A 25,653-nucleotide genomic window follows, 5' to 3' on the forward strand; every position below is an offset into this window, starting at 1 on the left:
TCGGCTTAGGGATATCACCGGCTTGGCTGCGCATAAAAGTATTGAAAGGCGCATCTGTCGTACCAGTCCAGGCACGAGGCCGTCGCCACAATGCCTCATCCGCAGCCGGGATGGGAGGCGCGGTGATCCAGCATTCGAAGACCAGGGAACAAGGAGACAAAAATGCACAGCTTGCTCAAGGCCAGCCTTACATGGGCCATGGCCACTGCCGCAGCGGGCGCACTCGCCGGCACCGAACTCGTGATCGCCACCGTGAACAACGGCCACATGATCGAGATGCAAAAGCTCACCCCCCGGTTCGAGAAGGCCCACCCCGACATCACGCTCAAATGGGTGACGCTGGAAGAAGGCGTGCTGCGCCAGCGCGTGACCACCGACATCGCCACCAAGGGCGGCCAGTTCGATGTGATGACCGTGGGCATCTACGAGGTGCCGATCTGGTCGAAGAAGGGCTGGCTGCAGCCCATTGCCACCGATGCCGCCTATGACGCGGCCGATCTGCTGCCCACCATCCGCGAAGGCCTGTCCTACGAAGGCAAGCTCTATGCCTCGCCCTTCTATGGCGAAGGCTCCATGCTCATGTACCGCAAGGACCTGGCGGACAAGGCGGGTTTTCAGATGCCCGACAAGCCCACCTGGGAGCAGGTCCGGGAGTTCGCCTCCAAGGTCCACGATCCCAAGGCCGGGGTCTACGGCATCTGCCTGCGCGGCAAGCCGGGCTGGGGGGACAACATGGCCCTGATCACCACCATGGCCAATACCTTCGGCGGCCAATGGTTCGACATGCAGTGGAAGCCGCAGATCGACACACCCGCCTGGAAGAAGGCCGTGGGTTTCTATGTGGACCTGATGAAGGCCTATGGCCCCCCGGGCGCCTCGGCCAACAGCTTCAATGAGAACCTGGCCCTGTTCAACGAGGGCAAGTGCGGCGCCTGGGTGGATGCGAGCATCGCCGCCTCCTTCGTGAGCGACCCCAAGCAATCCAAGGTGGCCGACAAGGTGGCCTATGCGGCTGCACCCGTGGCCAGCACGCCCAAGGGATCGACCTGGCTGTGGACCTGGAACCTGGCCATTCCCTCCAGCTCGAAGAAGGCCGATGCGGCCCAGGTCTTCGTGAAGTGGGCCACCTCCAGGGAGTATGTGCAGTTGGTAGCGCAGGAGCACGGCTGGCGTGCCGTGCCCACAGGAACGCGCCAGTCCACCTATGCCAATGCCGAGTTCCAGAAGGTGGCGGGCTTTGCCGCAGCCGAGAAGCGGGCCATCGACAGCGTGAGCCTGACCGATGCGACCGAGCCCAAGTCGCCCTATGCCGGCGTGCAGTACGTCGCGATTCCAGAGTTCCAGGCCATTGGCATTGCCGTGGGACAGCAGATGAGCGCCGCACTGTCGGGCAAGGTCACGGTGGAGCAGGCGCTCAGTACCTCGCAGACGCTGGCCGAACGCGAGATGAGGAAAAGCGGCTACTACAAATGAGGGCCGATAGGACTCCCGACAGGGCGGCGTCCGCCAGGCGCCTGCTGCCCCGCGCCCTGATGGCGCCCGCCGTGGCCGTGCTGCTGTGCTGGATGCTCGTGCCCTTGTTGATGACGATTTATTTCTCGCTCGTCAACTACAACCTCATGCAGCCGGGCGAGCACCGCTTCGCCGGCTGGGGCAACTACGCCTTCTTCATCACCGATCCGGACTTCCTGCCCGCCGTGTGGAACACGCTGAACTTCCTGGCCAGCGTGGTGCTGATCACCCTGGTGCTGGGCGTGCTGATCGCTTTGCTGATCAACGAGCCGTTTCCGGGGCGCGGCGTCGTGCGGGTGCTGCTGATCTCGCCGTTCTTCGTGATGCCCACGGTCAATGCGCTGCTGTGGAAACACATGATGATGAACCCGATCTATGGCGTGCTGGCCAGCCTGTGGAGGGCCTTCGGACTGCAGCCCGTGGACTGGCTCACCGAGATGCCGCTGCTGTCCGTCATCGTCATGGTGTCCTGGCAATGGCTGCCCTTCGCCTGCCTGATCTTCATCACCTCGCTGCAGTCGCTGGACCGCGAGCAGATGGAGGCGGCGCGCATGGATGGCGCCAACGCCCTGCAGCGCTTTTACTACCTCACGCTGCCCCATCTGGCGCGGCCCATGGCGGTGGTGGTGATGATCGAGATGATCTTCCTGCTCAGCGTGTTCGCCGAGATCGCCATCACCACGGCGGGCGGGCCCGGCAACGAGAGCACCAACCTGACCTACCTGATCTACAAGCAGTCGCTGATGAACTTCGACGTGGGCGTGGCCTCGGCCGGTGCACTGTTTGCCGTGGTGCTGGCCAACATCGTCTCCCTCTTCCTGATCCGCATCGTCGGCAAGAGCCTGGACTGAGGGCATGATGAAAACAAGTTCCTCCACCCTGGTGCGCGCCGCTGCGGCATGGGCCGTGGCACTGCTGCTGTTCTTTCCGCTGGCCTGGCTTTTCCTGACGGCCTTCAAGACGGAACTGCAGGCCATTGCCGTGCCGCCGCTGTTCGTGTTCGAGCCCACGCTGGCCAACTTCGGCGAAGTGCAGCAGCGCAGCGACTACCTGCTGTATGCGCGCAATTCGCTGATCACCAGTCTGGCCTCGACCCTGATCGGCCTGGCCATCGCCGTGCCTGCTGCCTACTCCATGGCGTTCTTTCGCAGCCGCCACACGCGCGACGTGCTCATGTGGATGCTCTCGACCAAGATGATGCCGGCCGTGGGGGCCCTGCTGCCCATCTATGTGCTGGCGCAAGGGGCGGGCTTGCTGGATTCGCTCACCGTGCTGGTCATCGTCTTCACGCTGTCCAACCTGCCCATCATGGTCTGGATGCTCTACAGCGCGCTCAAGGACATCCCCAACGAGATCCTGGAAGCGGCGCGCATGGATGGCGCAGGCCTGTGGGCCGAGTTCCGCCATGTGGTGCTGCCGCTGGCTGTGGGCGGCATTGCCTCCACCGGGCTGCTGTGCCTGGTGCTGAGCTGGAACGAGGCCTTCTGGTCGCTGAACCTGAGCAGCGCCCGGGCCGGCACGCTGGCCACGCTGATCGCCTCGTATGCCAGCCCCGAAGGGCTGTTCTGGGCCAAGCTCTCGGCCGCTTCGCTGATCGCCATCGCTCCCATCGTGGTGTTTGGCTGGTTCAGCCAGAAGCAACTGGTGCAGGGCATGACCTTTGGTGCCGTCAAGTAGCCGTCCGGCATCCATTTCGCGGCTTTGTGCTGCACAAGGAAAACCATGGCCTATCTGCAACTTCAGGACATACGCAAGCGCTTCGGAGAGGCGCAGATCATCCGCGGCGTGGACCTCGCCATCGAGCGCGGCGAATTCATCGTCTTCGTCGGGCCTTCGGGCTGCGGCAAGTCCACGCTGCTGCGCCTGATCGCCGGGCTGGAGAGCATCACTTCGGGGCAGCTGCTGCTCGACGGGCGCGACATCACGCATGCGCCATCGGGCGAGCGCGACCTGGCAATGGTGTTCCAGAGCTATGCGCTGTATCCGCACATGAGCGTGTACGACAACATGTCCTTCGCGCTGCGCCTGGCCGGCGTGCCGAAAGAGGAAATACGCCGAAAGGTTGGGCAGGCGGCCGAGACGCTCAACCTCACGCCCTATCTGGAGCGCAAGCCGCGCGATCTGTCGGGCGGCCAGCGTCAGCGCGTGGCCATAGGCCGGGCCATCGTGCGTGCGCCCAAGGTGTTCCTGTTCGACGAGCCGCTGTCCAACCTCGATGCGGCGCTGCGCGGCAACACGCGGGTGGAAATCCACAAGCTGCACAAGGCGCTGGGCGCCACCACCATCTATGTCACCCATGACCAGGTCGAGGCCATGACCCTGGCCGACCGCGTGGTGGTGTTGCGCGATGGCTGCATCGAACAGGTGGGCGCACCCCTGGCGCTCTACGACCATCCGGCCAACCAGTTCGTTGCGCAGTTCATCGGCATGCCGTCGATGAACCTGATCGCCGCCGGGGCACTGCCCGTGTTCTCCGGGGCCACGCAGGGCCGCCTGCCCGCCGACGGCACGCTGGGCATACGCCCCGAGGCCTTGCGCGTGGCCAGAGCGCAGGTCGCAACCGATGCCGCTGCACAGAGACAGGTCATGGGCCGCGTGGACCTGATCGAGGCCTTGGGCGCCGACACGCTGATCCATGTCAGCGTGGGCGGGGCGCAGCTCATTGCGCGCCAGGCCGAGCGCACGCCACTGGCCGTGGGCGACGCGGTGTCCGTCGCGCTGGACACCGGCTGCGCACTGCACCTGTTCGACCGCCAGGGACGCACGCTGGCAGGCGCCTGAGCGCTTCGCTCCGAGAGGCTGCCCGGCGCAGTCATCCTTTCTTCCTCATCTCCCTCTGGTCACCATGAACGCGATTGTTCCGCATCTTTCCATACCCACGGTGCTGCACCTGGGTCTGGGTTCCTTTCACCGTGCGCACCAGGCCGCCTATCAACAGCGGCTGATCGATGCAGGGGACACGCAATGGGAGCTGGTGGGGGCCAACCTGCGCTCCGACATGGCGCAGACGCTGGAGGCGCTGGTGCGGCAGGGAGGGGCTTACACACTGGAGACGATTGCGCCTGGCGGATCGGTGCGCTACCAACGCATCGAGGCCCTGCGCGAAGTGATCCCCCATGCGCCCGGGCTGGCCGCCGTGATCGCGCGCGGAGCCAGCCCCTGCACACGTGTCATCTCCCTCACCGTGACCGAGGCTGGCTACTACCTCGATGGCAGCGGCGTGCTGGACACCGGCAGCCCGGAGCTTGCGGCCGACATCGGCCGCATGCGCCAGGGGCAGGTCGGAGAGACGATCTATGGCGTGCTGTGCGCCATCCTGCAGTTGCGCCGCTGTGCTCATGCCGGCCCGGTCACACTGCTGAGCTGCGACAACCTGCGCCACAACGGCGATCGCCTGCTGGCCGGCCTGCTGGCCTTCATGCAACTGGCGCAACTGCAGGAACTGGCCGAGTGGGCAGGGCACAACATCAGCTGCCCGAATGCCATGGTCGACCGCATCACCCCGCGCCCGCCGCCGGAGCTGCGCGAGCGCGTGCAGGCTGCGACGGGCTGGGACGATGCGGCCGCCGTGACGGCCGAAAGCTTTTCACAGTGGGTGATAGAGGACCGCTTCGTCGCAGGCCGCCCATCCTGGGAGCGCGTGGGCGTGGAGATGGTGCCTTCCGTGGCCCCCTACGAGGAGGCCAAGATCCGCATCCTCAACGCCAGCCACAGCTGCATTGCCTGGGCCGGCACGCTGGCGGGCCTGCGCTTCATCCACGAAGGCAGTGCCGTGCCGGCGATACGCCAGATGGCATGGGACTATGTGACGCAGGACGTGATTCCCTGCCTTGCAACACCCGGAAAGGCATCGGCCCTGGACCTGCCGGCCTACCGCGACACCGTGCTGGAACGCTTCGGCAACCCTGCGATACGCGACACCAACCAGCGCGTGGCGGCCGACGGCTTTGCCAAGATCCCGGGCTTCATCGCGCCCACGGTGCGCGAGCGCATCGCGCAGGGCGCGTCCATGGATGCCGTGGCCATGCTGCCGGCGCTGTTCCTGGTTTTTCTGCAGCGCTGGCACCATGACACACTGCCCTATGCCTACCAGGATCAGGCCATGGACCCCGCAGTGGCACACGCCATCTGCGCCGCCACCGACCCCGTGGCCGCGCTGTGTGCCGAAGTGCCCTTGTGGGGTGAGGCCGCGGGCCATCCGCATCTGGTGGAGGCGGTCCGCCGTGCCACAGACCGTGTCCATGCTTTTGTCCAACAGGCAGCGAGGTAGAACGCATGCGCATAGCCATCGCGGGCGAAGCCCTGATCGATTTCACCGCCACGGGTGGCCTGGCCTTCCAGGGCCATGAAGGAGGCGCGCCCGCCAACTGTGCCGTGGCCGCCGCTCGGCTCGGGCAGGCCACGGGCTTTGTCTCGCAACTGTCGCGCGATCTCTTCGGCGAGCGCCTTTTCGCGCACCTGCAGGGCAACGGCGTGGACATGCGCCTGGTGCAGCGCTGCGATGCGCCCAGCACGCTGGCCTTTGTCGAGCATGCGCAAGGCACCAACCGCTATGCCTTCTATACGCAGGCAACGGCGGACACGCTGTGGGCACCTGCCGAGCTGCCCGAGTTGCCGCCCGAATGCCGCTATCTGCAGTTCGGCTCCATCGCATTGCTGCACACCCCTGTCGGGCCGCGCATCCTGGACCTGGTGGCGGCTGAGCGCGGACGGCGCATCATCGTCTTCGACCCGAACGTGCGGCCCACGCTGATCCGCGATACCCAGGCCTTCCGGCGCGACTGCCTGGGCTGGCTGGCCCAGGCAGACCTGGTCAAGCTCAGCGATGAGGACCTGGCCTTTATCGCGCCCGGCGTTCCGGCGCTGGAGGCCGCCGGGCGCTGGCTGGCGCTGGGTCCCCGGGCCGTGGTGCTCACGCGCGGAGCGGCCGGCGCGACCTTGCTGCGTGCAGGACAGGCGCCTGTGTCGGTGCAGCCGCCGGCCGTGCAACTGGTGGATACCATCGGCGCGGGCGACACCTTTGGCGCGGCGCTGTCGGTTGCGCTGCTGGAGCAGGGAGTCGAGCAGCCGGGCCAGTTGCAGGAGCTGCCCGAGAGCGCGTGGCGCCAGGTGCTGCGCTTTGCCGCAACGGCCGCAGCGCTCAACTGCACGCGCGCCGGTGCCCAGCCGCCCCGGCGCGCGGAACTCGATGCCGCGCTGGCAGCCCATTGCGGTGGTTAGCCGCCGCTGGTGATACTGTTTGCCCATGGCCTCTCTAGAAACCTTCACGCCGCCATGACCAGTCCACGCCGCCGCACACCCCGCCAGCGTCACCCTGAACTGGAGCGCGATTTCGTGCGAACGCCCGCGCTGGGCTATGAGGATATGGAGGGCAGCGGCCTGGTGCGCTGCCTGGCACATGGTTTCCCAAGCCCCCTGGTGCGCTGGCATTTCCATGAGGAGTACGAGCTGCACCTCATCACCGACACCTCGGGCCGCGCCTTCGTGGGAGACTGGATAGGCCCCTTCGAGCCCGGCCACCTCGTGCTGTGCGGCCCGCGCTTGCCGCACAACTGGATCTCGTTCGATGCGCCAGATGGGGGCTCGCCTGCACGCGATTACGTGATCCTTTTCAACCACGACCCCATCGCCCGTGCGGCCGAGCAGATCCCGGAGATGCGCGAGGTGCTTCAACTGCTGGACCGTGCGCGCCATGGCATCGAGTTCTTCGGCTTGGCCCAGACGGCGCGCGCGCACTGGGATGCGGTCAGGAGTGCGCGCGGAATGCGCCGCTTCACGGCCTTTTGCGCGCTGCTGTCCGATCTGGCCGAGTGCACTGATTACCGGCTGCTGTCAGCCGTGCAGATGCAGGGCGCCCAGGGCGAGGCTCAGGTGGATCAGATCAACGAGGTGGTCAACCGCATCATGGCGCGCGTGAGCGAGCCGCTGAGCCTGGCCGACGTGGCGGCCGAGCTGGGCATGAGCGAGAGCCGCTTCAGCCGCTTCTTCCGCCGGGCCACGGGCAACAGCTTCACCGACTTCGTCAGCCGGGTACGCATCAACAGCGCATGCCACCTGCTCATGCAGACCGACAGCTTCATCGCCGACATCTGCTACCAGGTGGGCTTCAACAACGTGGCCAACTTCAACAGGCGCTTCCTGGAGATCAAGGGCATGACACCCTCGGAGTTCCGCCGCCAGGCGGACAGCCGCTTCGGCGCGGGTTGAAGCGACGGGGAAGCGGAATCTGGGGCGCAAGGGTGTGGTATTGCGCGCCACATGGGTAGAGCCCTTATTGCCGCGCTGGCACAGATCGATATGCTGGGCTGCGAAAAACATATGTTCAGTACCGAATCCGTGGCCAGTTTGTGACCACGATCAAGGAATATGTTTTCCTCTGTGCGCAGGGGCGAAACCAGGGTTCCTGACGATATCAATCACAGGGGACCCCATTGTAGAATCCGCCGAATTTTGCGCTTTCAACAACAGAACCACGCCCTCGATATGAAGTTGCTTGCCTCTTTGCTGACGGCTGCCATTCTTGCTGCAGCCCCCGCCTTTCCCGCTTTCTCCGCTGGCGAGGCACCTGCTGCCTCGGCACAGCCGAAGGCGGCCAAGGCCGACCTGGCGAAGGGCGAGGCCAGCTACACGGCTGTCTGCGCGGCATGCCATGCGGCCGACGGCAATTCCACCATCCCGCTGCAGCCCAAGCTGGCCGGCCAGCATCCCGAGTACCTGGTCAAGCAGTTGCTGGAGTTCAAGGGCGACAAGCGCAAGGACCCCGTGATGAAGGGCTTTGCCAGCATGCTCAGCGAGCCTGACATGAAGAACATCGCCGCCTGGCTGCACACGCAAAAGCCCAAGGACGGCTTTGCCAAGGACAAGGACCTGGTGGCCATGGGCGAGCGCATCTACCGCGGCGGCATCCAGGAGCGCAACATTGCTGCCTGCGCGGGCTGCCACAGCCCCAACGGCGCCGGCATTCCAGCCCAGTACCCGCGCCTGGCGGGCCAGCATGCCGACTACACCACGACCCAGCTCACCGCCTTCCGTGACGGCAAGCGCGGCAATAGCATTCAGATGACGCAGGTTGCTGCCAAGCTTAACGATCGCGAAATCAAGGCCGTGGCAGACTACATCGCTGGCCTGCGTTGATGCGATCCCGGGGCCGACGCGGTTCCCAGGGTAATCACCGGGAACCTATTGCTTTATAGACACCCCAAGCCAGGCGGGTCCATCGCATGAATGCAGATGGTCCCGCTTTTTTCATTCGGGTTTTGGCTTTTCGTTCTTCATGTCAGACAACTCTTCCGGTGCCGCTCTTGCTCCCTCCCGCCCGCAGGCCGCGCGCGCGACCCTGGAGCTGCTGGCATCGATGCGCTTCGCGATCTCGCTGCTGACGGTCATCTGCATTGCCTCGGTGATCGGCACCGTGCTCAAGCAGCATGAGCCGGTGGGCAACTACGTCAACCAGTTCGGGCCTTTCTGGGCCCAACTGTTCCTCGCGCTCAAGCTCAATGCGGTCTACAGCGCCTGGTGGTTCCTGCTGATCCTGGCCTTTCTGGTGATCAGCACCTCGCTGTGCGTGGCACGCCATGCGCCCAAGTATCTGGCCGATCTGCGCAGCTACAAGGAAAACGTTCGCGAACAAAGCCTCAAGGCCTTCGGCCACCGTGCGCAGAACGTGGTGCCCGGCAGCACCGAAGAGGCCGCCAGGCGCCTGGGCCAGCAGCTGGTATCGGGCGGCTGGAAGGTGCGGCTGCAACAGCGCGACACGGCGGCCGGTCCCGGCACGGGCTGGATGCTGGCGGCCAAGGCGGGCGCGGCCCACAAGCTGGGCTATATCGCGGCCCACAGCGCCATCGTGCTGATCTGCCTGGGGGGGCTGTTCGATGGCGACCTCATCGTGCGCGCGCAGATGTGGCTGGGAGGCAAAACACCTTATACCGGCGGTGGCCTGATCTCCGAGGTGTCCGAGCAGCACCGGCTGAGCGAGCGCAACCCCACCTTCCGAGGCAACCTGCTGGTGACCGAGGGCGGCACGGCAGGCACGGCCATCCTGTCGCAGTCCGACGGCGTGCTGCTGCAGGAGCTGCCCTTTGCGGTGGAACTCAAGAAATTCATCGTGGAGTACTACTCCACGGGCATGCCCAAGCTGTTCGCCAGCGAGGTCGTCATCCACGACAAGGCCACGGGCGAGAAGCTGGAAAAGCGCATCGAGGTCAACCACCCGGCCAGCTACCGTGGCATCGAGATCTACCAGTCCAGTTTTGACGACGGCGGCTCGTCGGTGAAGCTGCGCGCCGTGCCGCTGGAGGCGGGAGCCAAGCCCTTTGATGTCGAGGGCGTGATCGGCGGATCGGATCAGTTCGTGCGCAAGCTCCCGGACGGCAAGGACGAGACAGTGACGCTGGAGTTTGCCGAACTGCGCACCATCAACGTGGAGAACTTCGGCGGTGGCGGCGGGGCCAATGGCAGCGGCACCGATGTGCGCAAGGTGGACCTGAAGCAGGCCATCGACGAGCGCCTGGGCGCGGCCCACAAGACCGTGACCAAGAAGGAGCTGCGCAACATCGGCCCCAGCATCCGCTACAAGCTGCGCGATGCCTCGGGCCAGGCGCGCGAGTTCCAGAACTACATGCTGCCCGTGGACACGGGCGACGGCCAGCGCGTGTTCCTGCTGGGCGTGCGCGACAACCAGGCCGATGCCATGCGCTACCTGCGCATTCCCGCCGATCCCGAAAGCGAGATGGACACCTTCCTGCGTCTGCGCAGCGCGCTGCAGGACCCCCGGCTGCGCGAGCAGGCTGCCAAGGCCTATGTGGCCAAGGCCATCGATTCCTCGCGTGCCGAACTCAGTGGCGCGCTGGCGCAGTCGGCCACCAAGGCGCTGGAATTGTTCGCGGGCCAGACCGACAAGAAGGGGCCGGACGGCAAGCCGCTGGGCGGGCTGCAGGCCATCTCGGACTTCATGGAAAGCAATGTGCCTGCGGCCGAGCGCGAACGCGCGGGCGAGGTGCTGGTGCGCATTCTCAACGGCGTGCTGTTCGAGCTGGCCCAGATCGTGCGCACGCAGGCGGGCCAGGCGCCCCTGGAGCCCAGCGAGCAGACGCAGTCCTTCATGACCCAGGCCGTGTTCTCGCTCAGCGATGCGCAGTTCTACCCCATGCCCATGGTCTTCATGCTGCAGGACTTCAAGCAGGTGCAGGCCAGCGTCTTCCAGGTGGCGCGCGCCCCGGGCAAGAACGTGGTGTATCTGGGCTGCCTGTTCCTCATCATCGGCGTGTTCTGCATGCTGTACGTGCGCGACCGCCGCCTCTGGATCTGGCTCACGCCCCGCGATGGGGAAAGCCATGCCGAAATGGCCTTGTCCACCAATCGCAAGACACTCGATGGTGATAGAGAATTCGCCATGCTGGCCGGCAAGCTGATAGGCGCCGAGCCGATCCACAAGAAATCCCCCGGAGGTTCCGCATGAACACCGCCACTACCACGACGACTTTGACGCTCAACGAGGGCTTCTTCGCCCGCCGCAACTGGTTCGACTGGGTGTTCGCGGCCCTGGTGGGGGCGGGACTGCTGTATGCGCTGCAGCGCTATGGCGAGTACATGGATGTCTACGAAAAGTGCATCCTGGTCGGCACCATTCCCTCGGCCATATGGCTGGGCTGGTTCTGGCGCCCGCTGCGCGGGCTGATGCTGGTGGTGGCCGGGCTGTCGCTGCTGGCCATCGGGCTCTACCAGGGGCCTGAAGGGGCGCAACTGGCGCGCTCGGACACGGTGTTCGGCCTCAAGTACTTCCTGTCCAGCCAGTCGGCCATTCTCTGGATGAGCATGGTGTTCTTCATGAGCACCATCTTCTACTGGATCGGCATGTTTGCGCGGGGCGAGGGCACGGCGCTGTCGCTGCTGGGCTCGGGCCTGGCGTGGCTGGCCGTGACGCTGGCGCTGGTGGGCACCATGGTGCGCTGGTACGAGAGCTACCTGATCGGCCCCGATGTAGGCCACATCCCGGTCAGCAATCTCTATGAAGTGTTCGTCATGTTCTGCTGGATGACGGCGCTTTTCTATCTCTATTACGAACAGCACTACGACACGCGCGCCCTGGGTGGCTTCGTGATGCTGGTGGTCAGCGCGGCCGTGGGCTTTTTGCTGTGGTACACGCTGGTGCGCGAGGCGCACGAGATCCAGCCGCTGGTGCCGGCGCTCAAGAGCTGGTGGATGAAGCTGCACGTGCCGGCCAACTTCATCGGCTACGGCACCTTTGCGCTGGCAGCCATGGTCTCCTTTGCCTACCTGATCAAGCAGCAGGCGACAGAGACCCGCTGGTACAAGCTCGCGCCGCTGTGGATGCTGGGTGTGGTGCTGTGCTTCGAGCCCATCGTCTTCCGCCAGGGCGCAACCCAGAACGGCGGCAGCTACTGGATGGTCTACTTCGGCATCTCGGCGCTGATCGTGGCCGGCATCCTGCTGGCGCGCAAGCGCATCGCCGAGCGCCTGCCCAGCTTCGAGCTGCTTGACGATGTGATGTACAAATCCATCGCCGTGGGCTTTGCCTTCTTCACCATCGCCACCGTGCTGGGTGCGCTGTGGGCGGCCGAGGCCTGGGGCGGCTACTGGAGCTGGGACCCCAAGGAAACCTGGGCGCTGATCGTCTGGCTCAACTACGCGGCCTGGCTGCACATGCGCCTGGTCAAGGGCCTGCGCGGCACGGTGTCCGCCTGGTGGGCGCTGGGTGGACTGGCCATCACCACCTTCGCCTTCCTGGGGGTGAACATGTTCCTGTCGGGGCTGCACAGCTACGGCGAGCTTTGAGCCACGACAGTGGCAGAGTGACAGTGGCAAGATAAGGGCAGCGGCATGCGTTCAGGCGCATGCCGCTTTTTCGTGCACCATCGCATCGGTGCCGCAGGGAACTTGCGCGCGCCTGCGAGGCTCCCAATCGCCATATCGCCAGCAATAGCGCCCCGTGCCTGCCGGCACACCAGGAGATTCCCATGCTGATCCGCTCCCACGACAACGGCTTCCAACACCCGCAAGGCAGCGAGATCACGCCCCGGGCCGGCTACCTCAAGCGCCGTGCCTGGCTGCAGTACCTGGCCGCAGGCTCGGCGGGCGCGGCCTTGCCCGGCTGGGCGGCGGGCGTGCAGCGCCCCGGCAAGCTGGCGGCGCTGGCCTCCGTGCCTTCCCAGGTAGTGGGCGCAAACACCATGGACCGTGTCACGGCCTATGCCGATGTGTCCCAGTACAACAACTTCTACGAATTCGGGCTGGACAAGGACGATCCCGCCAAGAACGCCCACACGCTCAAGACCCGCCCCTGGACGGTGAAGATCGAGGGCCTGGTCCAGCAGCCGCAGACGCTGGACCTGGATGCGCTGCTCAAGCTCGCTCCACAGGAAGAGCGCGTCTACCGGCTGCGCTGCGTGGAGGGCTGGTCCATGGTGATTCCCTGGGTGGGCTATTCCCTGGCCGAGCTGCTGCGCAAGGTGCAGCCGCTGGGCAGTGCCAAGTACGTGGAATTCGTGACCCTGGCCGACAAGGCGCAGATGCCGGGCCTGCGCAGCGGCGTGCTGGACTGGCCTTACACCGAGGGGCTGCGCCTTGATGAAGCCATGCACCCGCTGACGCTGCTGGCCTTTGGCATGTATGGCGAGGTGCTGCCCAACCAGAATGGCGCGCCCGTGCGGCTGGTCGTGCCGTGGAAGTACGGCTTCAAGAGCGCCAAGAGCATCGTCGCCATCCGCCTGACCGACAAGGAGCCGGGCACGGCCTGGAACAAGGCGGCGCGCAACGAGTACGGCTTTTATTCCAATGTGAACCCCGACGTGCCGCACCCGCGCTGGAGCCAGGCCACGGAGCGGCGCATTGGCGAAGACGGCCTGTTCGCCAAGAAGCGCAAGACGCAGCTGTTCAATGGCTACGAAGCCCAGGTGGGCCAGCTCTACGCCGGCATGGACCTCAAGAAGTTCTATTGATGTGGCCCATGCAATGACGGCGGTGCAGCGTCTTTTGCTGCACCGGACGGCCAAGCCGCTGGTGTTCCTTGTGTGCCTGCTGCCTTTTGCGTGGCTGCTGGCTGGAGCCATCCTGAACACGCTTGGCGCCAATCCGGCCGAGGCCTTGCTGCGCTCCACCGGCGACTGGACCTTGCGCTTTCTGTGCGTGGTGCTGGCCGTGACACCGCTGCGCCAGGCGCTGGGACTGACGGCACTGGCGCGCTTCAGGCGCATGCTGGGTCTGTATGTGTTCTTCTACGCGCTGCTGCACCTGCTGTGCTATGCATGGTTCGACATGGGGCTGGACTGGGGCGAGATCGTGCTCGACATCCCGAAGCGCCCATTCATTCTGGTGGGCTTTGCGGCCCTGCTCTTGCTGACCGCTCTGGCGGTGACTTCACCGCACCGTGTCATGCGCGCCATGGGCGGCAGGCGCTGGCAGTGGCTGCACCGCTGTATCTATGCGGTCGCGGCGCTGGCCCTGTTGCATTTCTTCTGGATGCGCGCAGGCAAGAACAACTTCGCCGAGGTCGGCGTGTACGCCGCCATTCTTGCGCTGCTGCTGGCCTGGCGCGTGGTCCATGCACTGCGCCGCCGGCGCGCCAGGCGCTAGCCGGCCACGGCGCGCAGGGCAGGGCGCAGCTGGCGGGTCACGGGGTCGATGTCCGCCAAGGGCAACTGGTAGTTGCGCTGGTCGAACAGGTCGATGCCGCACTGCAGTCCTTCGAGCCAGTTGAACAGGTCGGCAATCGCCTTGGCGCCCATGATGGGCGCGCCGTGCTGGGGCACGATCATGTCGATGGGCAGCTGGCGCGCCATCTGCACCCACAGCCGCAGGATCTTGTTGGAGACCATGTATCGGCGGTGAAAACCTTCCATGCGCGCGATGTGCGGCACGAGGTCGGTCACGGGCACCTGCGCCTCGATGCCGTTCATCAGGGACACGCCCAGATCGCCCGTGAAGAGGATGCGGCTGACTGGGTCGTAGAAGTGGAAGTTGCCTTCGGCATGCAGGAAGTGGGCGGGCAGCAGGTGCAGCTCATGGCGGCCCAGCGGCAGCCGGCCACCGGCGTCCGGCACGCCGATCACGCGGTTTTCGGTCTTGCCGACCTTGGTGAAGTGGGGCGCGAAGCGCTCCCAGATGCGCGAGATCACCAGCTGTGCCTTGGTGCTGGTCATCCAGCGGTCCAGCGAGGCAATGATGTCTGGATCGGCGTGGGAAGCGATCAGATAGGACAGCTTGTGCGGCGCGAAATGCCGCGACATGCCCATGAACAGCTCGTTGAATGCGAGATTGCCGCCCGGGTCGATGATGGCGCCCGTGTCGTCATCGACGATGAGGAACTGATTGGCCTGTATGGCCTGTCCATCTTCCTCGATGAGGTCGGTGAACATCAGGCACGCGTGGTTTTTGTCTCGGTAGAGCTCTACGGGCATGGCGGGTTGTCGAGGGACAAGAGAAAGTCACTCTAAGCGCCATGCTTGGCAGCGGTGTTGATGTGCATCAAGCCGCAGCGCGGCTGCCGACTCAGTCGGCCTGCTGCTTGCGGGAGTCCGTGGTGCCGGTGGGGGTTGAGCTTTCTTCGACGGCGGCACTTGACGGGCCAGCGGGCAAGGTGGTGGGTGCAGGTGCGGGCGTTGCACGCTCGGCCGGGCTGGAAATGCCCAGGGTCTGCGGCAGTGTGGCGCGGTGGCTGGCCGCAGGCGAGCTGGGCAGAAACAGCGGGCCTTTCTGGCCGCAGGCGGCCAGGGACGCCGCACAGGCGCCAAGGGCAATGCACCTGACTAGAATTTGCGAGGCTTTCAACATAAGCGAATTGTAATGACCGACCAAGAATTTCTGGACCTTGCCGAACGACTGCTGTTGGCGGTGGAGCAAGACTGCGATCGCATCAACGATGAAACCGATGCCGACCTCGATGCCCAGCGCGTGGGTGGCATGGTGACCCTGGTCTTTGCCAACCGCAGCCAGATCGTGATCAACCAGCAAAAACCGCTGCACGAAATCTGGCTGGCGGCCAAGGCCGGCGGCTTTCACTACCGCTACGACGCGGCGCAGGGCGCCTGGCTCGATACCAAGGGCGCGGGCGAGTTCTTCGCCAACCTGAGCCGCTACGCCACCGAGCAGTCGGGCCTGGCGCTGCAGTTCTCGGCACGCTGATCCACTGTTATCGGCAGGCTCCATGAAGAAAGCCCGGCATGGCCGGGCTTTCTTGCGTGGTCAACCGCTTGTTGGCGGTCAGTTGCGGAAGAGGTCGAGGATGCGGTTGCGCTCCTCGGTGGCGGGCGGGGGCGTGGCGCCTGCAGCGCCGCCCGTGGAGGCGCTGTCCATGCCCAGGCTGCTGACGCCGCCGTTGCGCGCGTTTTCCTCGTAATACCACTCGCCGCCCATGTTCACGACGCCAGGGGGCACAGGCATCTCTGCCACCGGCACGCCCTTGAGGGCATGCTGCATGAAGCCGATCCAGATGGGCAGGCTCAGGCCGCCGCCCGTCTCGCGGCTGCCCAGGTTGCGCGGCGTGTCGTAGCCGATCCAGGACACGGCGGCCAGCGTGGGCTGGAAGCCTGCGAACCAGGCATCCACCGAGTCGTTGGTCGTGCCCGTCTTGCCGTACAGGTCGGGACGCTTGAGCGTGGACTGCGCGCGTGCTGCCGTGCCCACGCGCGCCACGTCCTGCAGCAGGCTGTCCATGATGAAGGCGTTGCGCGCGTCGATGGCCTGGGGCAGTTCCTGCACCGGGGGCGGCGTGAATTCGGACAGGATGCGGCCCTTGTGATCGGTGACACGGGCAATCAGCCAGGGGTTGACGCGGTGGCCGCCATTGGCGAACACGGAGTAGCCGGCAGCCAACTGCAGCGGCGTGACCGCTCCGGCACCCAGCGCCATGGTCAGGTAGGCCGGATGCTTGGCGGCGTCAAAGCCGAAGCGCGTGACCCACTCCTGTCCCTGCTTGGGTCCCACGGCCTGCAGCAGGCGGATGGAGATCATGTTCTTGGACTTGTTCAAGCCCGTGCGCATGGTCATCGGCCCGTCGTAGCGGCTGTCATAGTTCTTGGGCTCCCATGGCTGGCCACCCGTCACGCCGGCGCTGAAGAACAGCGGCGCGTCATTGATCATGGTGGAAGGCGAGAAGCCTTTTTCCAGTGCCGCAGAGTAGATGAAGGGCTTGAAGGCCGAGCCGGGCTGGCGCCAGGCCTGGGTCACGTGGTTGAACTTGTTCTTCTGGAAGTCGAAGCCGCCGATCAGGGCGCGCAAGGCGCCTGTCTGGGGGACCAGGGCCACGAAGGCGCCTTCCACTTCGGGCAGCTGCGTGATTTCCCAGGTGTTCTTGGGCGTCTTGACCACGCGGATCACGGCGCCGGGACGGATCTTGATGTTGGGCGGTGCCTTGGGGTTCAGGCCCGATTCGGCGGGCTTGAGGCCTTCACCCGTGATCTCGATCTGTTCGCCGTCGGCGCGTGCCGCCAGGATCTTGCGCGGATTGGCATCCAGCACCACGGCGGCGAGCACATCACCGTTGTCGGGGTGGTTGGCCAGGGTGTCGTCAATGGCGTCTTCACGGTCCTCGGCGTCGGCCGGCAGGGCCACGAACTTCTCGGGGCCGCGGTACTTCTGGCGGCGCTCGTAGTCCATGATGCCGCGGCGCAGCGAGGCGTAGGCGGCTTCCTGTTCGCCGGCATTGATGGTGGTGTAGACGTTCAGGCCGCGCGTATAGGCTTCGTTGCCGTACTGGGCAAAGATCAGCTGGCGTGCCATCTCGGCCACGTATTCGGCATGTACGCGGGTGTTGAAGGAGCCCGTGCGGATCTTCAGCGGCTCGGCCTTGGCTTCAGTGGCCTGGGCGGAGGTGATGAAGCCGTTTTCCTCCATGCGCTCGATGATGTAGAGCTGGCGCGAGCGGGCGCGCTTGGGGTTGCTGATCGGGTTGTAGGCCGAGGGTGCCTTGGGCAGGCCTGCCAGCATGGCCGCCTCGGCCACCGTGATGTCCTTCAGTGGCTTGCCGAAATAGGCTTCACAGGCGGCAGCAAAGCCATAGGCCCGATTTCCCAGATAAATCTGGTTCATGTAGATCTCGAGAATCTGGTTTTTGCTCAACAGATGCTCTAGCTTGAAAGTCAGTAAGACTTCGTAAATTTTGCGTGTAAAGGTTTTCTCGGAGGACAGATAGACGTTGCGCGCTACCTGCATGGTGATAGTCGATGCGCCCTGGCTTTTCACGCGGCCCAGATTGGCCAGCGCGGCGCGGGCCATTCCCTTGTAGTCCACGCCGCCATGCTCGAAAAAGCGCGTGTCTTCAATGGCCAGCACGGCGTCGGTCATCACCTTGGGGATGTCCTGGATGGGAGTCAGCGTGCGCCGCTCCTCGCCGAATTCACCCAGCAGGGCGCCTTCGCTGGAGTACACGCGCAGCGGCAGCTTGGGCCGGTAGTCGGCCAGCTCGGACACGTCGGGCAGGTTGGGGTAGGCCATGGCCAGGGCCACGGCCACGGTCAGCATCAAGGCCAGCGCGCCGGCGACGGCGATGCCCGCCAGCCATAGCAAGGCCTTGGGAAACCAGTGCATGGGCTTGGATGGGGCGGAGCGAGGCTTTGCAGCCTGGGGTTCTCGGGAGTCTGAAGACGGCATGTCGCAGGGAGTGCTGAGGAGTGCCGCATTATAAAAATGCGTGCCCCAGAAGGACGGTAGGAGACGGCTGCACACGGTTGCCAGCATGGCCGCAAGCCACGCATCCTAAGCCAGGCGTGCAGGCCGACATGCAAGCAGGGGTGCATTCATGTCGCATTTGATGGCCCGCAATAATGTCTGTTTTTGGCCACTACCGCCAAGCGTGCTCCGGCTGGCATGGTGAGATGCGCGCAGTCTTGCTGATAGCATTCAACCTATATGTGAAGGTTTGTTGCGTTCTTTACATACACAAGAAGAGGGAGGGCAAGTTGATTGCTATGGGATCCTTATTCAGTCGCCAGCCCGCACCTTTGCTAGGCATCGACATCAGTTCTTCGAGCGCCAAGCTCGTTGAGTTGTCTCGTGCCAAGTCGGGCGAACTGTTGCTGGAGCGCTGTGCCATCGAACCGCTGGAGCGGGGATGGATCACGGACGGCAACATCGAAAAGTTCGATGAAGTGGCAGAGGCTGTACGGCGACTGGTCAAAAAAAGCGGCACGCGGACCAAAAACGTGGCCATGGCCTTGCCGGCCTCGGCCGTGATCACCAAGAAGATTTCGCTGCCGGACGGCATGAGCGAGCAGGAACTGGAGGTCCAGGTCGAATCCGAGGCCAATCAGTACATTCCTTTCTCGCTCGATGAAGTGAGTCTGGACTTCTGTGTCATAGGCCCGTCATCGAATTCACCCGGCGACGTGGACGTGCTCATTGCCGCATCGCGCCGCGAGAAGGTGCAGGACCGCCAGGGCCTGGCCGAGGCGGCCGGCCTCAAGCCCATGGTCATCGACATCGAGCCCCACGCCTCCCGCATGGCGGCTGCACGGCTGATCGAGCGCCTGCCCAATCAGGGCAACAACGCCCTTGTGGCCTTGTTCGAGTTGGGCGCCATGACAACCAGCATGCAGATCCTGCGCGACGACGAGGTGCTGTATGACCGGGACCAGGCTTTTGGCGGCGCACAGCTGACGCAACTGATAGCGCGCCAATATGGTTTCTCGCTCGAAGAGGCCGAGTCCAAGAAGCGCAGCGGCGAACTTCCGGAGGACTACGCGTCCGCCGTGCTCAAGCCCTTTGTGCAAAGCATGACGCAGGAAGTGTCGCGCGCACTGCAGTTCTTTTTCACCAGTACGCCCCACAACCGCATAGACCACATCCTGCTGGCAGGCGGCTCGGCCCCACTTTCCGGCCTGTCCGAGGCCATCACGCAGCAGACCGGATTTGCCTGCAGCCTTGCCAATCCCTTTGATGGAATGGAAGTCGGCAGCGGCGTACGCCTCAAGCGCATGTCGCGCGAGGCCCCCGCCTACCTGACCGCCTGCGGACTGGCCATGCGGAGGTTTGTCTCGTGATTCTGATCAATCTGCTTCCTCACAGAGAAGCAACACGAAAGCGCCGCAAGGAAGCATTCCAGGCCACCATGGTTCTTTCGGCCCTGATAGGGCTTTTGATCATTGGTGCGGTGTACTGGTGGTACCAGATGATGATCGAGGACCAGCAGGCAAAGAACAGCATGCTGCGCGCCGAGATTACCGTGCTGGAGTCCCAGATCAAAGAAATTGCCGGGCTGGAGGATGAGATCACGGCCCTGCGTGCACGTCAGAAGGCCGTGGAGGATCTGCAGTCCGACCGCAATCTTCCGGTGCATATGCTCAACGAGCTGGTGGCGCAGTTGCCCGATGGCGTCTACATCACCAGCATCAGGCAGGAAGGTCTGTCTGTGACTATGCAGGGTACGGCGCAGTCCAATGAGCGGGTTTCCGAAATGCTGCGCAATCTGTCCGAAGGAACGCCCTGGATCTCCAAGCCTGATCTGGTGGAGATCGTGGCCAGGACGGTCAATGTCACGCCCAAGGACCAGCGCCGCGCTGCTGCGTTCAATCTGCGCTTTCAACTGACGCGCGCCAGTGTGGCGGAAAAGAGCCTTTCGACGCCGGCCAACCCAGGAAAGCTCCAGTGATGGCCAAGAAGAAAAAGAAAGACATCGACTTCTCCGCACTGCAGGAGAACATCCAGCGCCAGTTCCGTGGTCTTGATCCCAATGACCCGTCGCGGTGGCCTGTGTTGCCGCGGGCGCTTTTGTGTGTGGCCATCGCGCTGGCTGTGGCCGCCGTGCTCTGGTATGTGCTGATCAAGGACTACGAAGACACCCTGGAGCAGGAGCGCAATACCGAAGTCACGCTGCGCCAGGACTTCAGCCAGAAGCTGTCCAAGGCTGTCAGCCTGGATGGCCTGAAGAAGCAGCGTGAACAGGTACAGCAGTATGTGACGCAACTGGAAAAGCAATTGCCCAGCAAGGCGGAAATGGCGGCGCTGCTCTCGGATATCAATCAGGCAGGGCTGGGCCGCAGCCTGCAGTTTGAAACCTTCCGGCCTGGTGCGATGGTGGTCAAGGAATACTACGCTGAGCTGCCTATTGCTTTGAAGGTGACTGGTCGCTTTCACGACATCGGATCATTCGCCTCCGATGTGGCCTACCTGTCGCGCATCGTGACCTTGAACAATCTCTCGATCGTCCCCGTGGGCAAGGAAGGCAGCGAAGTCTTGAGCATGGAGGCGACGGCACGGACCTTCCGCTACCTGGATGCCGACGAGGTGCAGGCGCAACGCGCGGCTGCAGGGAAGGGCAAGAAATAATGAGACACATGCGTTTCAGCGGCTGGCTCACGCTGGCAGCCTGCTTGGCCGTCTCAGGCTGCTCTTCTTCTGATCAGGAGGAGCTGCAGACCTGGATGGCCCAGGAAAGAGCCAATGCCAGGCCCCGTGTCAAGCCTTTGGAGGAGCCCAAGATCTTCACGCCCCAGGCCTATCTTGGTTCTGATGGCATGGATCCTTTCAATCCCATGAAGCTGATGCAGGTGCTGCGCAGGGAGTCTGCACAGACTAGCGCCAATACCACCCTGATTGCTTCCGAGCTCAATCGCCGCAAGGAACCACTGGAGGCCGAGCCTCTGGATGCAATGACCATGGTCGGCAGTCTGGACAAAAAAGGCGTGCCTACGGCGCTTGTCAGGGTGGGGGCTTTGCTGTACCAGGTTCGGGCAGGAAATTACCTGGGGCAGAACTACGGCAAGGTTACCCGGATCACCGAGACGTCCATCCAGTTGCGGGAAATCGTCCAGGACGGCAGCGGCGACTGGATAGAGAGAAATAGCACACTGGAGTTGCAGGAGGGAAGAAAATGATGGGCACACATCGAAGCATGTTGCACAAGGCTCGCTGGGGAATCGCTGTAGGCGGTTGGCTGCTTGGCTCCTTGGCATGGGCGCAGTCCACGATAGAGTCGGTCTCCGGCTCGATTCAAGGGGGCACTGAGGTGGTGCGCATCGAGCTTTCCGAAGCGCTGGCTGCGGACCCGACCGGATTTGCAATCCAGTCGCCTGCACGAATCGCACTGGATTTCCCTGGCGCAACCAATGCCACGGGTAAATCGATGGTCGAGCTCAACCAGGGTAACCTGCGCTCCATCAATATCGTGGAGGCATCCGGCCGCTCCCGCCTAGTGCTGAATCTGAAGTCTGCGACGTCCTACCGCACTGAACGCCAAGGCAAGGCGCTGCTGATCCTGTTGGATCCGGTGGCAACGTCTGCCACAGTAAAGCCTTCTACGCAGCAGGGCGTGTTTGAAGCCAAGACAGCTGTTGGCAGTGATGTCCAACCCATTCGGGATGTTGATTTCCGTCGTGGCAGTGATGGTTCTGGCCGCATCGTCGTGGGGCTGAGCAATAGCCAGGTCGGCGTGGATCTGCGCCGCGAAGGCAAGGAGCTGGTGGTCGATTTTCTGCGCTCCTCCCTGCCTGAAGGATTGCGTCGTAAGCTGGATGTTGCGGATTTCGGAACGCCGGTGCAGACAATCTCTTCGGTGCAGCAGGGTGAGTCGGTGCGCATGCGCATTGCCCCCACAGGTGACTGGGAGCACAGTGCCTATCAAAGTGACAGCCAGTTTGTGATTGAAGTTCGCCAGAAAAAGGTGGACGTGAGCAAACTGACTCAGGGTCCTGGCTACAGCGGTGAGAAACTCTCCCTGAACTTCCAGAATATCGAAGTGCGATCCCTGCTTCAGGTGATTGCCGATTTCACGAACTTCAATATCGTGACTTCGGACACGGTTTCCGGGGCACTGACCCTGCGCCTGAAGGATGTTCCCTGGGATCAGGCGCTGCAAATCATCATGGATGCCAAGGGCCTGGGCATGCGCAAGTCGGGCTCGGTGCTCTGGATTGCGCCCAAGGATGAGATCGATGCGCGTACCAAGCGTGACTATGAAGCCGCGATGGAAATCCAGAAACTGGAGCCGCTGCGCACCCAGGGCTTTCAGCTGAACTATGCGAAGGCGGCCGATATTCTGTTGCAAATCACGACGAACACCAGTAGTGCGGGTGCTGCTGGAACTGCCACGAGATTTCTGTCCGAGCGTGGTTCTGCAATCTCCGAGCCTCGAACCAACCAACTCTTTGTGACGGACACCCCTGCCAAGCTTGAGGCCATGAAGGCATTGCTGGCGACGCTGGATGTGCCAGTGCGGCAAGTGCTCATTGAAGCGCGTATTGTGGAAGCCCGTGACACGTTCGGTCGTGCGCTGGGGGTGCGCCTCGGCGGCGGGGACTTGCGTGCCCAGCGTGGTGGTGATGGCGGCTATAGCATCGGCGGTGACAATCGTGTTGTGTTCGGTACGGGGTTCGATAACGCAAATGCTTCTGCGGGTGCTGGAGGTACGGTCAACACTTCGGGCAGCTTCGTGAATCTTCCTGCCTCCGTGGCAGGTGTTGCAGGGTCTGGCACGTTTGCCATGTCCATCTTCAATGCTGCAGCCAATCGCTTCCTTACGCTGGAGCTTTCGGCAATGGAGGCCGATGGGCAAGGCAAGATCATTTCAAGCCCTCGTCTCATGACCGCTGACCAGACCAAGGCGCTGATCGAGCAGGGTACTGAATACCCATATTCAGTCACTGCACCTAACGGAGCGACCACCATAGCCTTCAAGAAGGCAGTGTTGAAGCTGGAAGTGACGCCGCAAATAACTCCTGAAGGCGATATCATCCTGGATCTGGATATCAACAAGGATTCTCGCGGTGAAACAACGACCCAAGGTGTAGCTATTGATACCAAGCATATCAAGACGCAGATCCTGGTGCAAAACGGCGGCACCGTGGTGATTGGTGGCATCTTTGAACTGGAAGAAACCAGTCAGGAGAACAAGATTCCGTTGTTGGGTGATGTGCCTGTACTGGGTAATCTTTTCAAGAGCCGCTCCAGGGCCTCTTCCAAGAGAGAAATGCTGGTATTCATTACACCAAAAATGATTTCTGATAGCGCTGCAAAACGCTGAGTGAAAATTTAGGGAGATTTCTGATGAAAAAGTTGTGGCTGGCCGCTTTGACGGCCTTTACGCTGGTCGCATGTGGTGGCGGAGGGGGAAATCCGGGCACCGGTGGTGGCACGGGAGGAGGAACCGAAACTCCGGCAGGAACCATGACGATTCAGGTGATCACTGGCGCGTCCTCCAGCGCGCAAGGTGTCATTTCGATCACCGCCTCTGAGAGCACCGCCAGGGCGCGTGCGACCTTGCTGGATGCCAAAGGCGCTGCAGTTGCCAATGAAATCGTGACGTTTTCGGAAGATGGCGGGAGTTTGTTGAAATTCAGCCCTGAATCCAGGACTGCACTGACGGACAGCAAGGGCGTGGCTGAAGTGGAAATCTCAGCGGCCACCGCAACCTCGATCGGCGCGACCCGAGTCAAGGCCTCTGCCACAATTGCAACCAAGGAAGTGTCCGGCGGCCAGAATCTGGCCATTACGAGCGCACCTCCCACGGGCGATCCTCAGGCCTTGGTCCAGGCCATCAATTTCCTGGATGTGGTTCCGTCTGACAAATCCATCGTTATCAAAGGATCGGGTGGTAATGGGCGCTCTGAGACCGCCATCCTCCGTTTCAAGGTGGTTGATTCCAGCGGCAGCCCGATCAAAGACGTGGTTGTGGATTTCATGGAAGCCACAGGGGGTGTCCAGGTCAATATTGCCCAGGCTCGCTCGAACAATGATGGCATCGTGACCACGTCGGTATCATCCAAAAGCGCTCCCACTTCCGTTGTTGTGAGGGCAACGGTGAATGGTCGGAACGTGACGTCGCAATCAGATCTTTTGACCGTGACCACCGGTATTTCCACGCAGCGCGGCTTCGATCTTTCTGCCTCCAAGTTCAACCTGGACCTGGACCTTTCCGGTGATACATCCACACTGCGCATTGGCATTGTGGACAGCAATGGTAATCCGGTATCCGATGGCGTGCCTGTGGTCGCAACAGTGGACTTCGGCCGCGTTGGCTCTTCCAATCGTGGTGGCTGCCAGACAGTCAACGGACTGTGCACGGTGGACTACCAGGTGCAGAATCCGCGTCCTGCCGACGGTCAACTGATCAACGTGGCCATTTCGACTGTGCTGGGCACGGGCCAAGTCATCAGCGACAGCCTGTTCCTGAGGGCTACTTCGGTGGGCTGGCTGAGCCTGTACCAAAGCGGTGCGTTGGTCAATAAATTGACGGTGAGCAAGCTGGATGCGACTTGTAATGCGATCTGGACGGGTGAACTAGGAACTCCTAAGGGCTTTCCTGCACCGGCCGGGACGACCATCGAGGCCAAATCCCTGGACACTAATGTGACGGTTTCCGTGTTCAACGGATCCCCGGTGCTTGATCGTGTCTCAGGCCGCAGCGGAGTTGCTTTCCAGGTGACTTCGAAGATTGGTACTCCTGCGGGCTCGACTCAAGTGCAGTTCACCTTCAAATCCAATAATAATGTGAGCACCTTGACCCTGCCCGTGGACTATCCGGCATGCGCGACAGCCACCACTCCGACAACCCCCACCACTCCGACAGCCCCTTGACAGGTCAAAGGCCGATCGCCCTGATCGGCCTGCCCGGCTCCGGCAAATCGACCATAGGGCGCCAGCTGGCGCGCCTGTGGTCGATGCGTTTTGTGGATGCGGATCATGTGGTCGAGCAGCGCCTGGGCTGCAGCATCCGGGAGTTTTTCGAGCGCGAGGGCGAGCAGGCTTTTCGAGACATGGAGTCGCAGGTCATTGATGAGCTGTCGGCCTCCACATCCAGCCTGCTGCTGTCCACGGGAGGCGGCGTGGTGCTGCGCGAGCAAAACCGCCGCCATCTGCATGCGCGCACCCAGGTCTTCTATCTGGATTGCACGCCAGAGGCCATCGCCGCGCGGCTGCGCAACGATGTGACGCGGCCCTTGCTGCAGGTGGAAGACCCGGCGCTGCGCCTGCGGGAGCTGCTGCTGCAACGCGAGCCGCTTTATCTGGAGACGGCTCACTTCGTGATCCAGACATCCGGCCTGTCTGTGGCACAGGCTGCGCAGCGCATACGCATGCAGGCGGAACTGGCCTGAGCGGCAGCCCGCTGGAACACCAAAGGCCTCGGCACTTGCCGGGGCCTTTTTCTTTAAGATCGGCGGTTGCCGGGCGCGCTGCCGTGTCGCGCAATTCCTT

General features: G+C 63.2%; 23 protein-coding genes. 20 read left to right on the forward strand and 3 right to left on the reverse strand.

The annotated features are described in order from the left end of the window. Positions 1 to 162: 162 nt before the first annotated feature. From BW39_RS13235 to BW39_RS13290, 12 genes are all read left to right on the forward strand, one after another. Positions 163 to 1,473, forward strand: a complete 1,311-nt coding sequence (locus BW39_RS13235; protein ID WP_043822208.1) for an ABC transporter substrate-binding protein — start codon at positions 163 to 165, stop codon at positions 1,471 to 1,473. Next, positions 1,470 to 2,363, forward strand: coding sequence for a carbohydrate ABC transporter permease (locus BW39_RS13240; RefSeq protein WP_052155331.1), 894 nt, complete (start codon positions 1,470 to 1,472; stop codon positions 2,361 to 2,363). The genes BW39_RS13235 and BW39_RS13240 overlap by 4 nt, the downstream gene beginning before the upstream one ends. Positions 2,364 to 2,370: 7 nt before the next feature. Then, positions 2,371 to 3,189 carry a carbohydrate ABC transporter permease gene (locus BW39_RS13245; RefSeq protein WP_012207392.1) on the forward strand — a complete coding sequence of 273 codons (819 nt, stop codon included), beginning with the start codon at positions 2,371 to 2,373 and terminating at the stop codon, positions 3,187 to 3,189. A gap of 45 nt (positions 3,190 to 3,234) precedes the next feature. Next, positions 3,235 to 4,293 (forward strand): ABC transporter ATP-binding protein, encoded by a 1,059-nt coding sequence (locus BW39_RS13250; RefSeq protein WP_034397011.1) that lies wholly within the window; start codon positions 3,235 to 3,237, stop codon positions 4,291 to 4,293. A 64-nt stretch (positions 4,294 to 4,357) separates the two neighbouring features. Beyond that, positions 4,358 to 5,782, forward strand: a complete 1,425-nt coding sequence (dalD, locus tag BW39_RS13255) for a D-arabinitol 4-dehydrogenase (protein ID WP_043822212.1) — start codon at positions 4,358 to 4,360, stop codon at positions 5,780 to 5,782. A gap of 5 nt (positions 5,783 to 5,787) precedes the next feature. Beyond that, entirely contained in the window at positions 5,788 to 6,732 is a 945-nt protein-coding gene (locus tag BW39_RS13260) for a carbohydrate kinase family protein (protein WP_043822213.1), read from the forward strand. A gap of 54 nt (positions 6,733 to 6,786) precedes the next feature. Then, a complete protein-coding gene (locus BW39_RS13265; protein WP_016450966.1) occupies positions 6,787 to 7,719 on the forward strand; it encodes an AraC family transcriptional regulator in 933 nt (310 codons plus the stop codon). 276 nt (positions 7,720 to 7,995) lie between these two features. Next, on the forward strand, positions 7,996 to 8,646 hold the full coding sequence (locus BW39_RS13270; RefSeq protein ID WP_034397008.1) for a c-type cytochrome: 651 nt from the start codon (positions 7,996 to 7,998) through the stop codon (positions 8,644 to 8,646). A gap of 139 nt (positions 8,647 to 8,785) precedes the next feature. Further along, entirely contained in the window at positions 8,786 to 10,969 is a 2,184-nt protein-coding gene (locus BW39_RS13275) for a cytochrome c biogenesis protein ResB (protein ID WP_043822215.1), read from the forward strand. Next, positions 10,966 to 12,306 carry a c-type cytochrome biogenesis protein CcsB gene (ccsB, locus tag BW39_RS13280; RefSeq protein WP_043822216.1) on the forward strand — a complete coding sequence of 447 codons (1,341 nt, stop codon included), beginning with the start codon at positions 10,966 to 10,968 and terminating at the stop codon, positions 12,304 to 12,306. The genes BW39_RS13275 and ccsB overlap by 4 nt, the downstream gene beginning before the upstream one ends. A gap of 182 nt (positions 12,307 to 12,488) precedes the next feature. Continuing rightward, positions 12,489 to 13,469 (forward strand): protein-methionine-sulfoxide reductase catalytic subunit MsrP, encoded by a 981-nt coding sequence (gene msrP, locus BW39_RS13285; protein ID WP_043822218.1) that lies wholly within the window; start codon positions 12,489 to 12,491, stop codon positions 13,467 to 13,469. Between the two features lie 13 nt (positions 13,470 to 13,482). Continuing rightward, entirely contained in the window at positions 13,483 to 14,103 is a 621-nt protein-coding gene (locus tag BW39_RS13290) for a sulfite oxidase heme-binding subunit YedZ (protein WP_043822220.1), read from the forward strand. Here the strand turns inward: BW39_RS13290 and BW39_RS13295 are convergent. Beyond that, positions 14,100 to 14,927, reverse strand: a complete 828-nt coding sequence (locus BW39_RS13295) for an MBL fold metallo-hydrolase (protein ID WP_043822222.1) — start codon at positions 14,925 to 14,927, stop codon at positions 14,100 to 14,102. The genes BW39_RS13290 and BW39_RS13295 overlap by 4 nt on opposite strands. Before the next feature lie 91 nt (positions 14,928 to 15,018). Beyond that, positions 15,019 to 15,300 (reverse strand): LPS translocon maturation chaperone LptM, encoded by a 282-nt coding sequence (gene lptM / locus BW39_RS13300; protein ID WP_080518227.1) that lies wholly within the window; start codon positions 15,298 to 15,300, stop codon positions 15,019 to 15,021. Between the two features lie 12 nt (positions 15,301 to 15,312). Between lptM and cyaY the strand changes: the two genes are divergently transcribed. Then, entirely contained in the window at positions 15,313 to 15,651 is a 339-nt protein-coding gene (gene cyaY / locus BW39_RS13305) for an iron donor protein CyaY (RefSeq protein ID WP_012207381.1), read from the forward strand. Between the two features lie 78 nt (positions 15,652 to 15,729). Here cyaY and BW39_RS13310 read toward each other — a convergent pair whose 3' ends face one another. Further along, positions 15,730 to 18,054, reverse strand: coding sequence for a penicillin-binding protein 1A (locus tag BW39_RS13310; RefSeq protein ID WP_013800758.1), 2,325 nt, complete (start codon positions 18,052 to 18,054; stop codon positions 15,730 to 15,732). 371 nt (positions 18,055 to 18,425) lie between these two features. Between BW39_RS13310 and BW39_RS13315 the strand changes: the two genes are divergently transcribed. From BW39_RS13315 to BW39_RS13345, 7 genes are read left to right on the forward strand one after another with little or no spacing between them, the layout of a single operon-like run. Then, positions 18,426 to 19,505, forward strand: coding sequence for a pilus assembly protein PilM (locus BW39_RS13315; RefSeq protein ID WP_034347621.1), 1,080 nt, complete (start codon positions 18,426 to 18,428; stop codon positions 19,503 to 19,505). Continuing rightward, the gene (locus tag BW39_RS13320; RefSeq protein ID WP_043822225.1) at positions 19,502 to 20,113 is read left to right on the forward strand and encodes a PilN domain-containing protein; all 612 of its coding nucleotides are present in this window, start codon (positions 19,502 to 19,504) and stop codon (positions 20,111 to 20,113) included. The genes BW39_RS13315 and BW39_RS13320 overlap by 4 nt, the downstream gene beginning before the upstream one ends. Further along, on the forward strand, positions 20,113 to 20,790 hold the full coding sequence (locus BW39_RS13325) for a type 4a pilus biogenesis protein PilO (RefSeq protein ID WP_034397004.1): 678 nt from the start codon (positions 20,113 to 20,115) through the stop codon (positions 20,788 to 20,790). Before BW39_RS13320 ends, BW39_RS13325 begins: the two co-directional genes overlap by 1 nt. After that, positions 20,790 to 21,338 carry a pilus assembly protein PilP gene (locus BW39_RS13330; RefSeq protein WP_043822226.1) on the forward strand — a complete coding sequence of 183 codons (549 nt, stop codon included), beginning with the start codon at positions 20,790 to 20,792 and terminating at the stop codon, positions 21,336 to 21,338. Before BW39_RS13325 ends, BW39_RS13330 begins: the two co-directional genes overlap by 1 nt. After that, positions 21,335 to 23,482 (forward strand): type IV pilus secretin PilQ, encoded by a 2,148-nt coding sequence (gene pilQ, locus BW39_RS13335; protein WP_081816201.1) that lies wholly within the window; start codon positions 21,335 to 21,337, stop codon positions 23,480 to 23,482. Before BW39_RS13330 ends, pilQ begins: the two co-directional genes overlap by 4 nt. Positions 23,483 to 23,505: 23 nt before the next feature. Further along, positions 23,506 to 25,035 (forward strand): Ig-like domain-containing protein, encoded by a 1,530-nt coding sequence (locus tag BW39_RS13340; protein ID WP_141441561.1) that lies wholly within the window; start codon positions 23,506 to 23,508, stop codon positions 25,033 to 25,035. Further along, complete coding sequence (locus BW39_RS13345; protein ID WP_052155332.1) at positions 24,984 to 25,553, forward strand: shikimate kinase; 570 nt, start codon at positions 24,984 to 24,986, stop codon at positions 25,551 to 25,553. The genes BW39_RS13340 and BW39_RS13345 overlap by 52 nt, the downstream gene beginning before the upstream one ends. Positions 25,554 to 25,653: the final 100 nt, after the last annotated feature.

The organism is Delftia sp. RIT313 (assembly GCF_000632165.1).
In the GTDB taxonomy this organism is placed as follows: Bacteria; Pseudomonadota; Gammaproteobacteria; order Burkholderiales; family Burkholderiaceae_C; genus Comamonas; species Comamonas acidovorans.

Excerpts from the sequence above, each read along its gene's own strand:
- BW39_RS13235 (WP_043822208.1), top strand. The coding sequence starts at position 163 with ATGCACAGCTTGCTCAAGGCCAGCCTTACATGGGCCATGGCCACTGCC.
- BW39_RS13240 (WP_052155331.1), top strand. The coding sequence starts at position 1,470 with ATGAGGGCCGATAGGACTCCCGACAGGGCGGCGTCCGCCAGGCGCCTG.
- BW39_RS13245 (WP_012207392.1), top strand. The coding sequence starts at position 2,371 with ATGAAAACAAGTTCCTCCACCCTGGTGCGCGCCGCTGCGGCATGGGCC.
- BW39_RS13250 (WP_034397011.1), top strand. The coding sequence starts at position 3,235 with ATGGCCTATCTGCAACTTCAGGACATACGCAAGCGCTTCGGAGAGGCG.
- dalD (WP_043822212.1), top strand. The coding sequence starts at position 4,358 with ATGAACGCGATTGTTCCGCATCTTTCCATACCCACGGTGCTGCACCTG.
- BW39_RS13260 (WP_043822213.1), top strand. The coding sequence starts at position 5,788 with ATGCGCATAGCCATCGCGGGCGAAGCCCTGATCGATTTCACCGCCACG.
- BW39_RS13265 (WP_016450966.1), top strand. The coding sequence starts at position 6,787 with ATGACCAGTCCACGCCGCCGCACACCCCGCCAGCGTCACCCTGAACTG.
- BW39_RS13270 (WP_034397008.1), top strand. The coding sequence starts at position 7,996 with ATGAAGTTGCTTGCCTCTTTGCTGACGGCTGCCATTCTTGCTGCAGCC.
- BW39_RS13275 (WP_043822215.1), top strand. The coding sequence starts at position 8,786 with ATGTCAGACAACTCTTCCGGTGCCGCTCTTGCTCCCTCCCGCCCGCAG.
- ccsB (WP_043822216.1), top strand. The coding sequence starts at position 10,966 with ATGAACACCGCCACTACCACGACGACTTTGACGCTCAACGAGGGCTTC.
- msrP (WP_043822218.1), top strand. The coding sequence starts at position 12,489 with ATGCTGATCCGCTCCCACGACAACGGCTTCCAACACCCGCAAGGCAGC.
- BW39_RS13290 (WP_043822220.1), top strand. The coding sequence starts at position 13,483 with ATGACGGCGGTGCAGCGTCTTTTGCTGCACCGGACGGCCAAGCCGCTG.
- BW39_RS13295 (WP_043822222.1), bottom strand. The coding sequence starts at position 14,927 with ATGCCCGTAGAGCTCTACCGAGACAAAAACCACGCGTGCCTGATGTTC.
- lptM (WP_080518227.1), bottom strand. The coding sequence starts at position 15,300 with ATGTTGAAAGCCTCGCAAATTCTAGTCAGGTGCATTGCCCTTGGCGCC.
- cyaY (WP_012207381.1), top strand. The coding sequence starts at position 15,313 with ATGACCGACCAAGAATTTCTGGACCTTGCCGAACGACTGCTGTTGGCG.
- BW39_RS13310 (WP_013800758.1), bottom strand. The coding sequence starts at position 18,054 with ATGCACTGGTTTCCCAAGGCCTTGCTATGGCTGGCGGGCATCGCCGTC.
- BW39_RS13325 (WP_034397004.1), top strand. The coding sequence starts at position 20,113 with ATGGCCAAGAAGAAAAAGAAAGACATCGACTTCTCCGCACTGCAGGAG.
- BW39_RS13330 (WP_043822226.1), top strand. The coding sequence starts at position 20,790 with ATGAGACACATGCGTTTCAGCGGCTGGCTCACGCTGGCAGCCTGCTTG.
- pilQ (WP_081816201.1), top strand. The coding sequence starts at position 21,335 with ATGATGGGCACACATCGAAGCATGTTGCACAAGGCTCGCTGGGGAATC.
- BW39_RS13340 (WP_141441561.1), top strand. The coding sequence starts at position 23,506 with ATGAAAAAGTTGTGGCTGGCCGCTTTGACGGCCTTTACGCTGGTCGCA.
- BW39_RS13345 (WP_052155332.1), top strand. The coding sequence starts at position 24,984 with ATGCGCGACAGCCACCACTCCGACAACCCCCACCACTCCGACAGCCCC.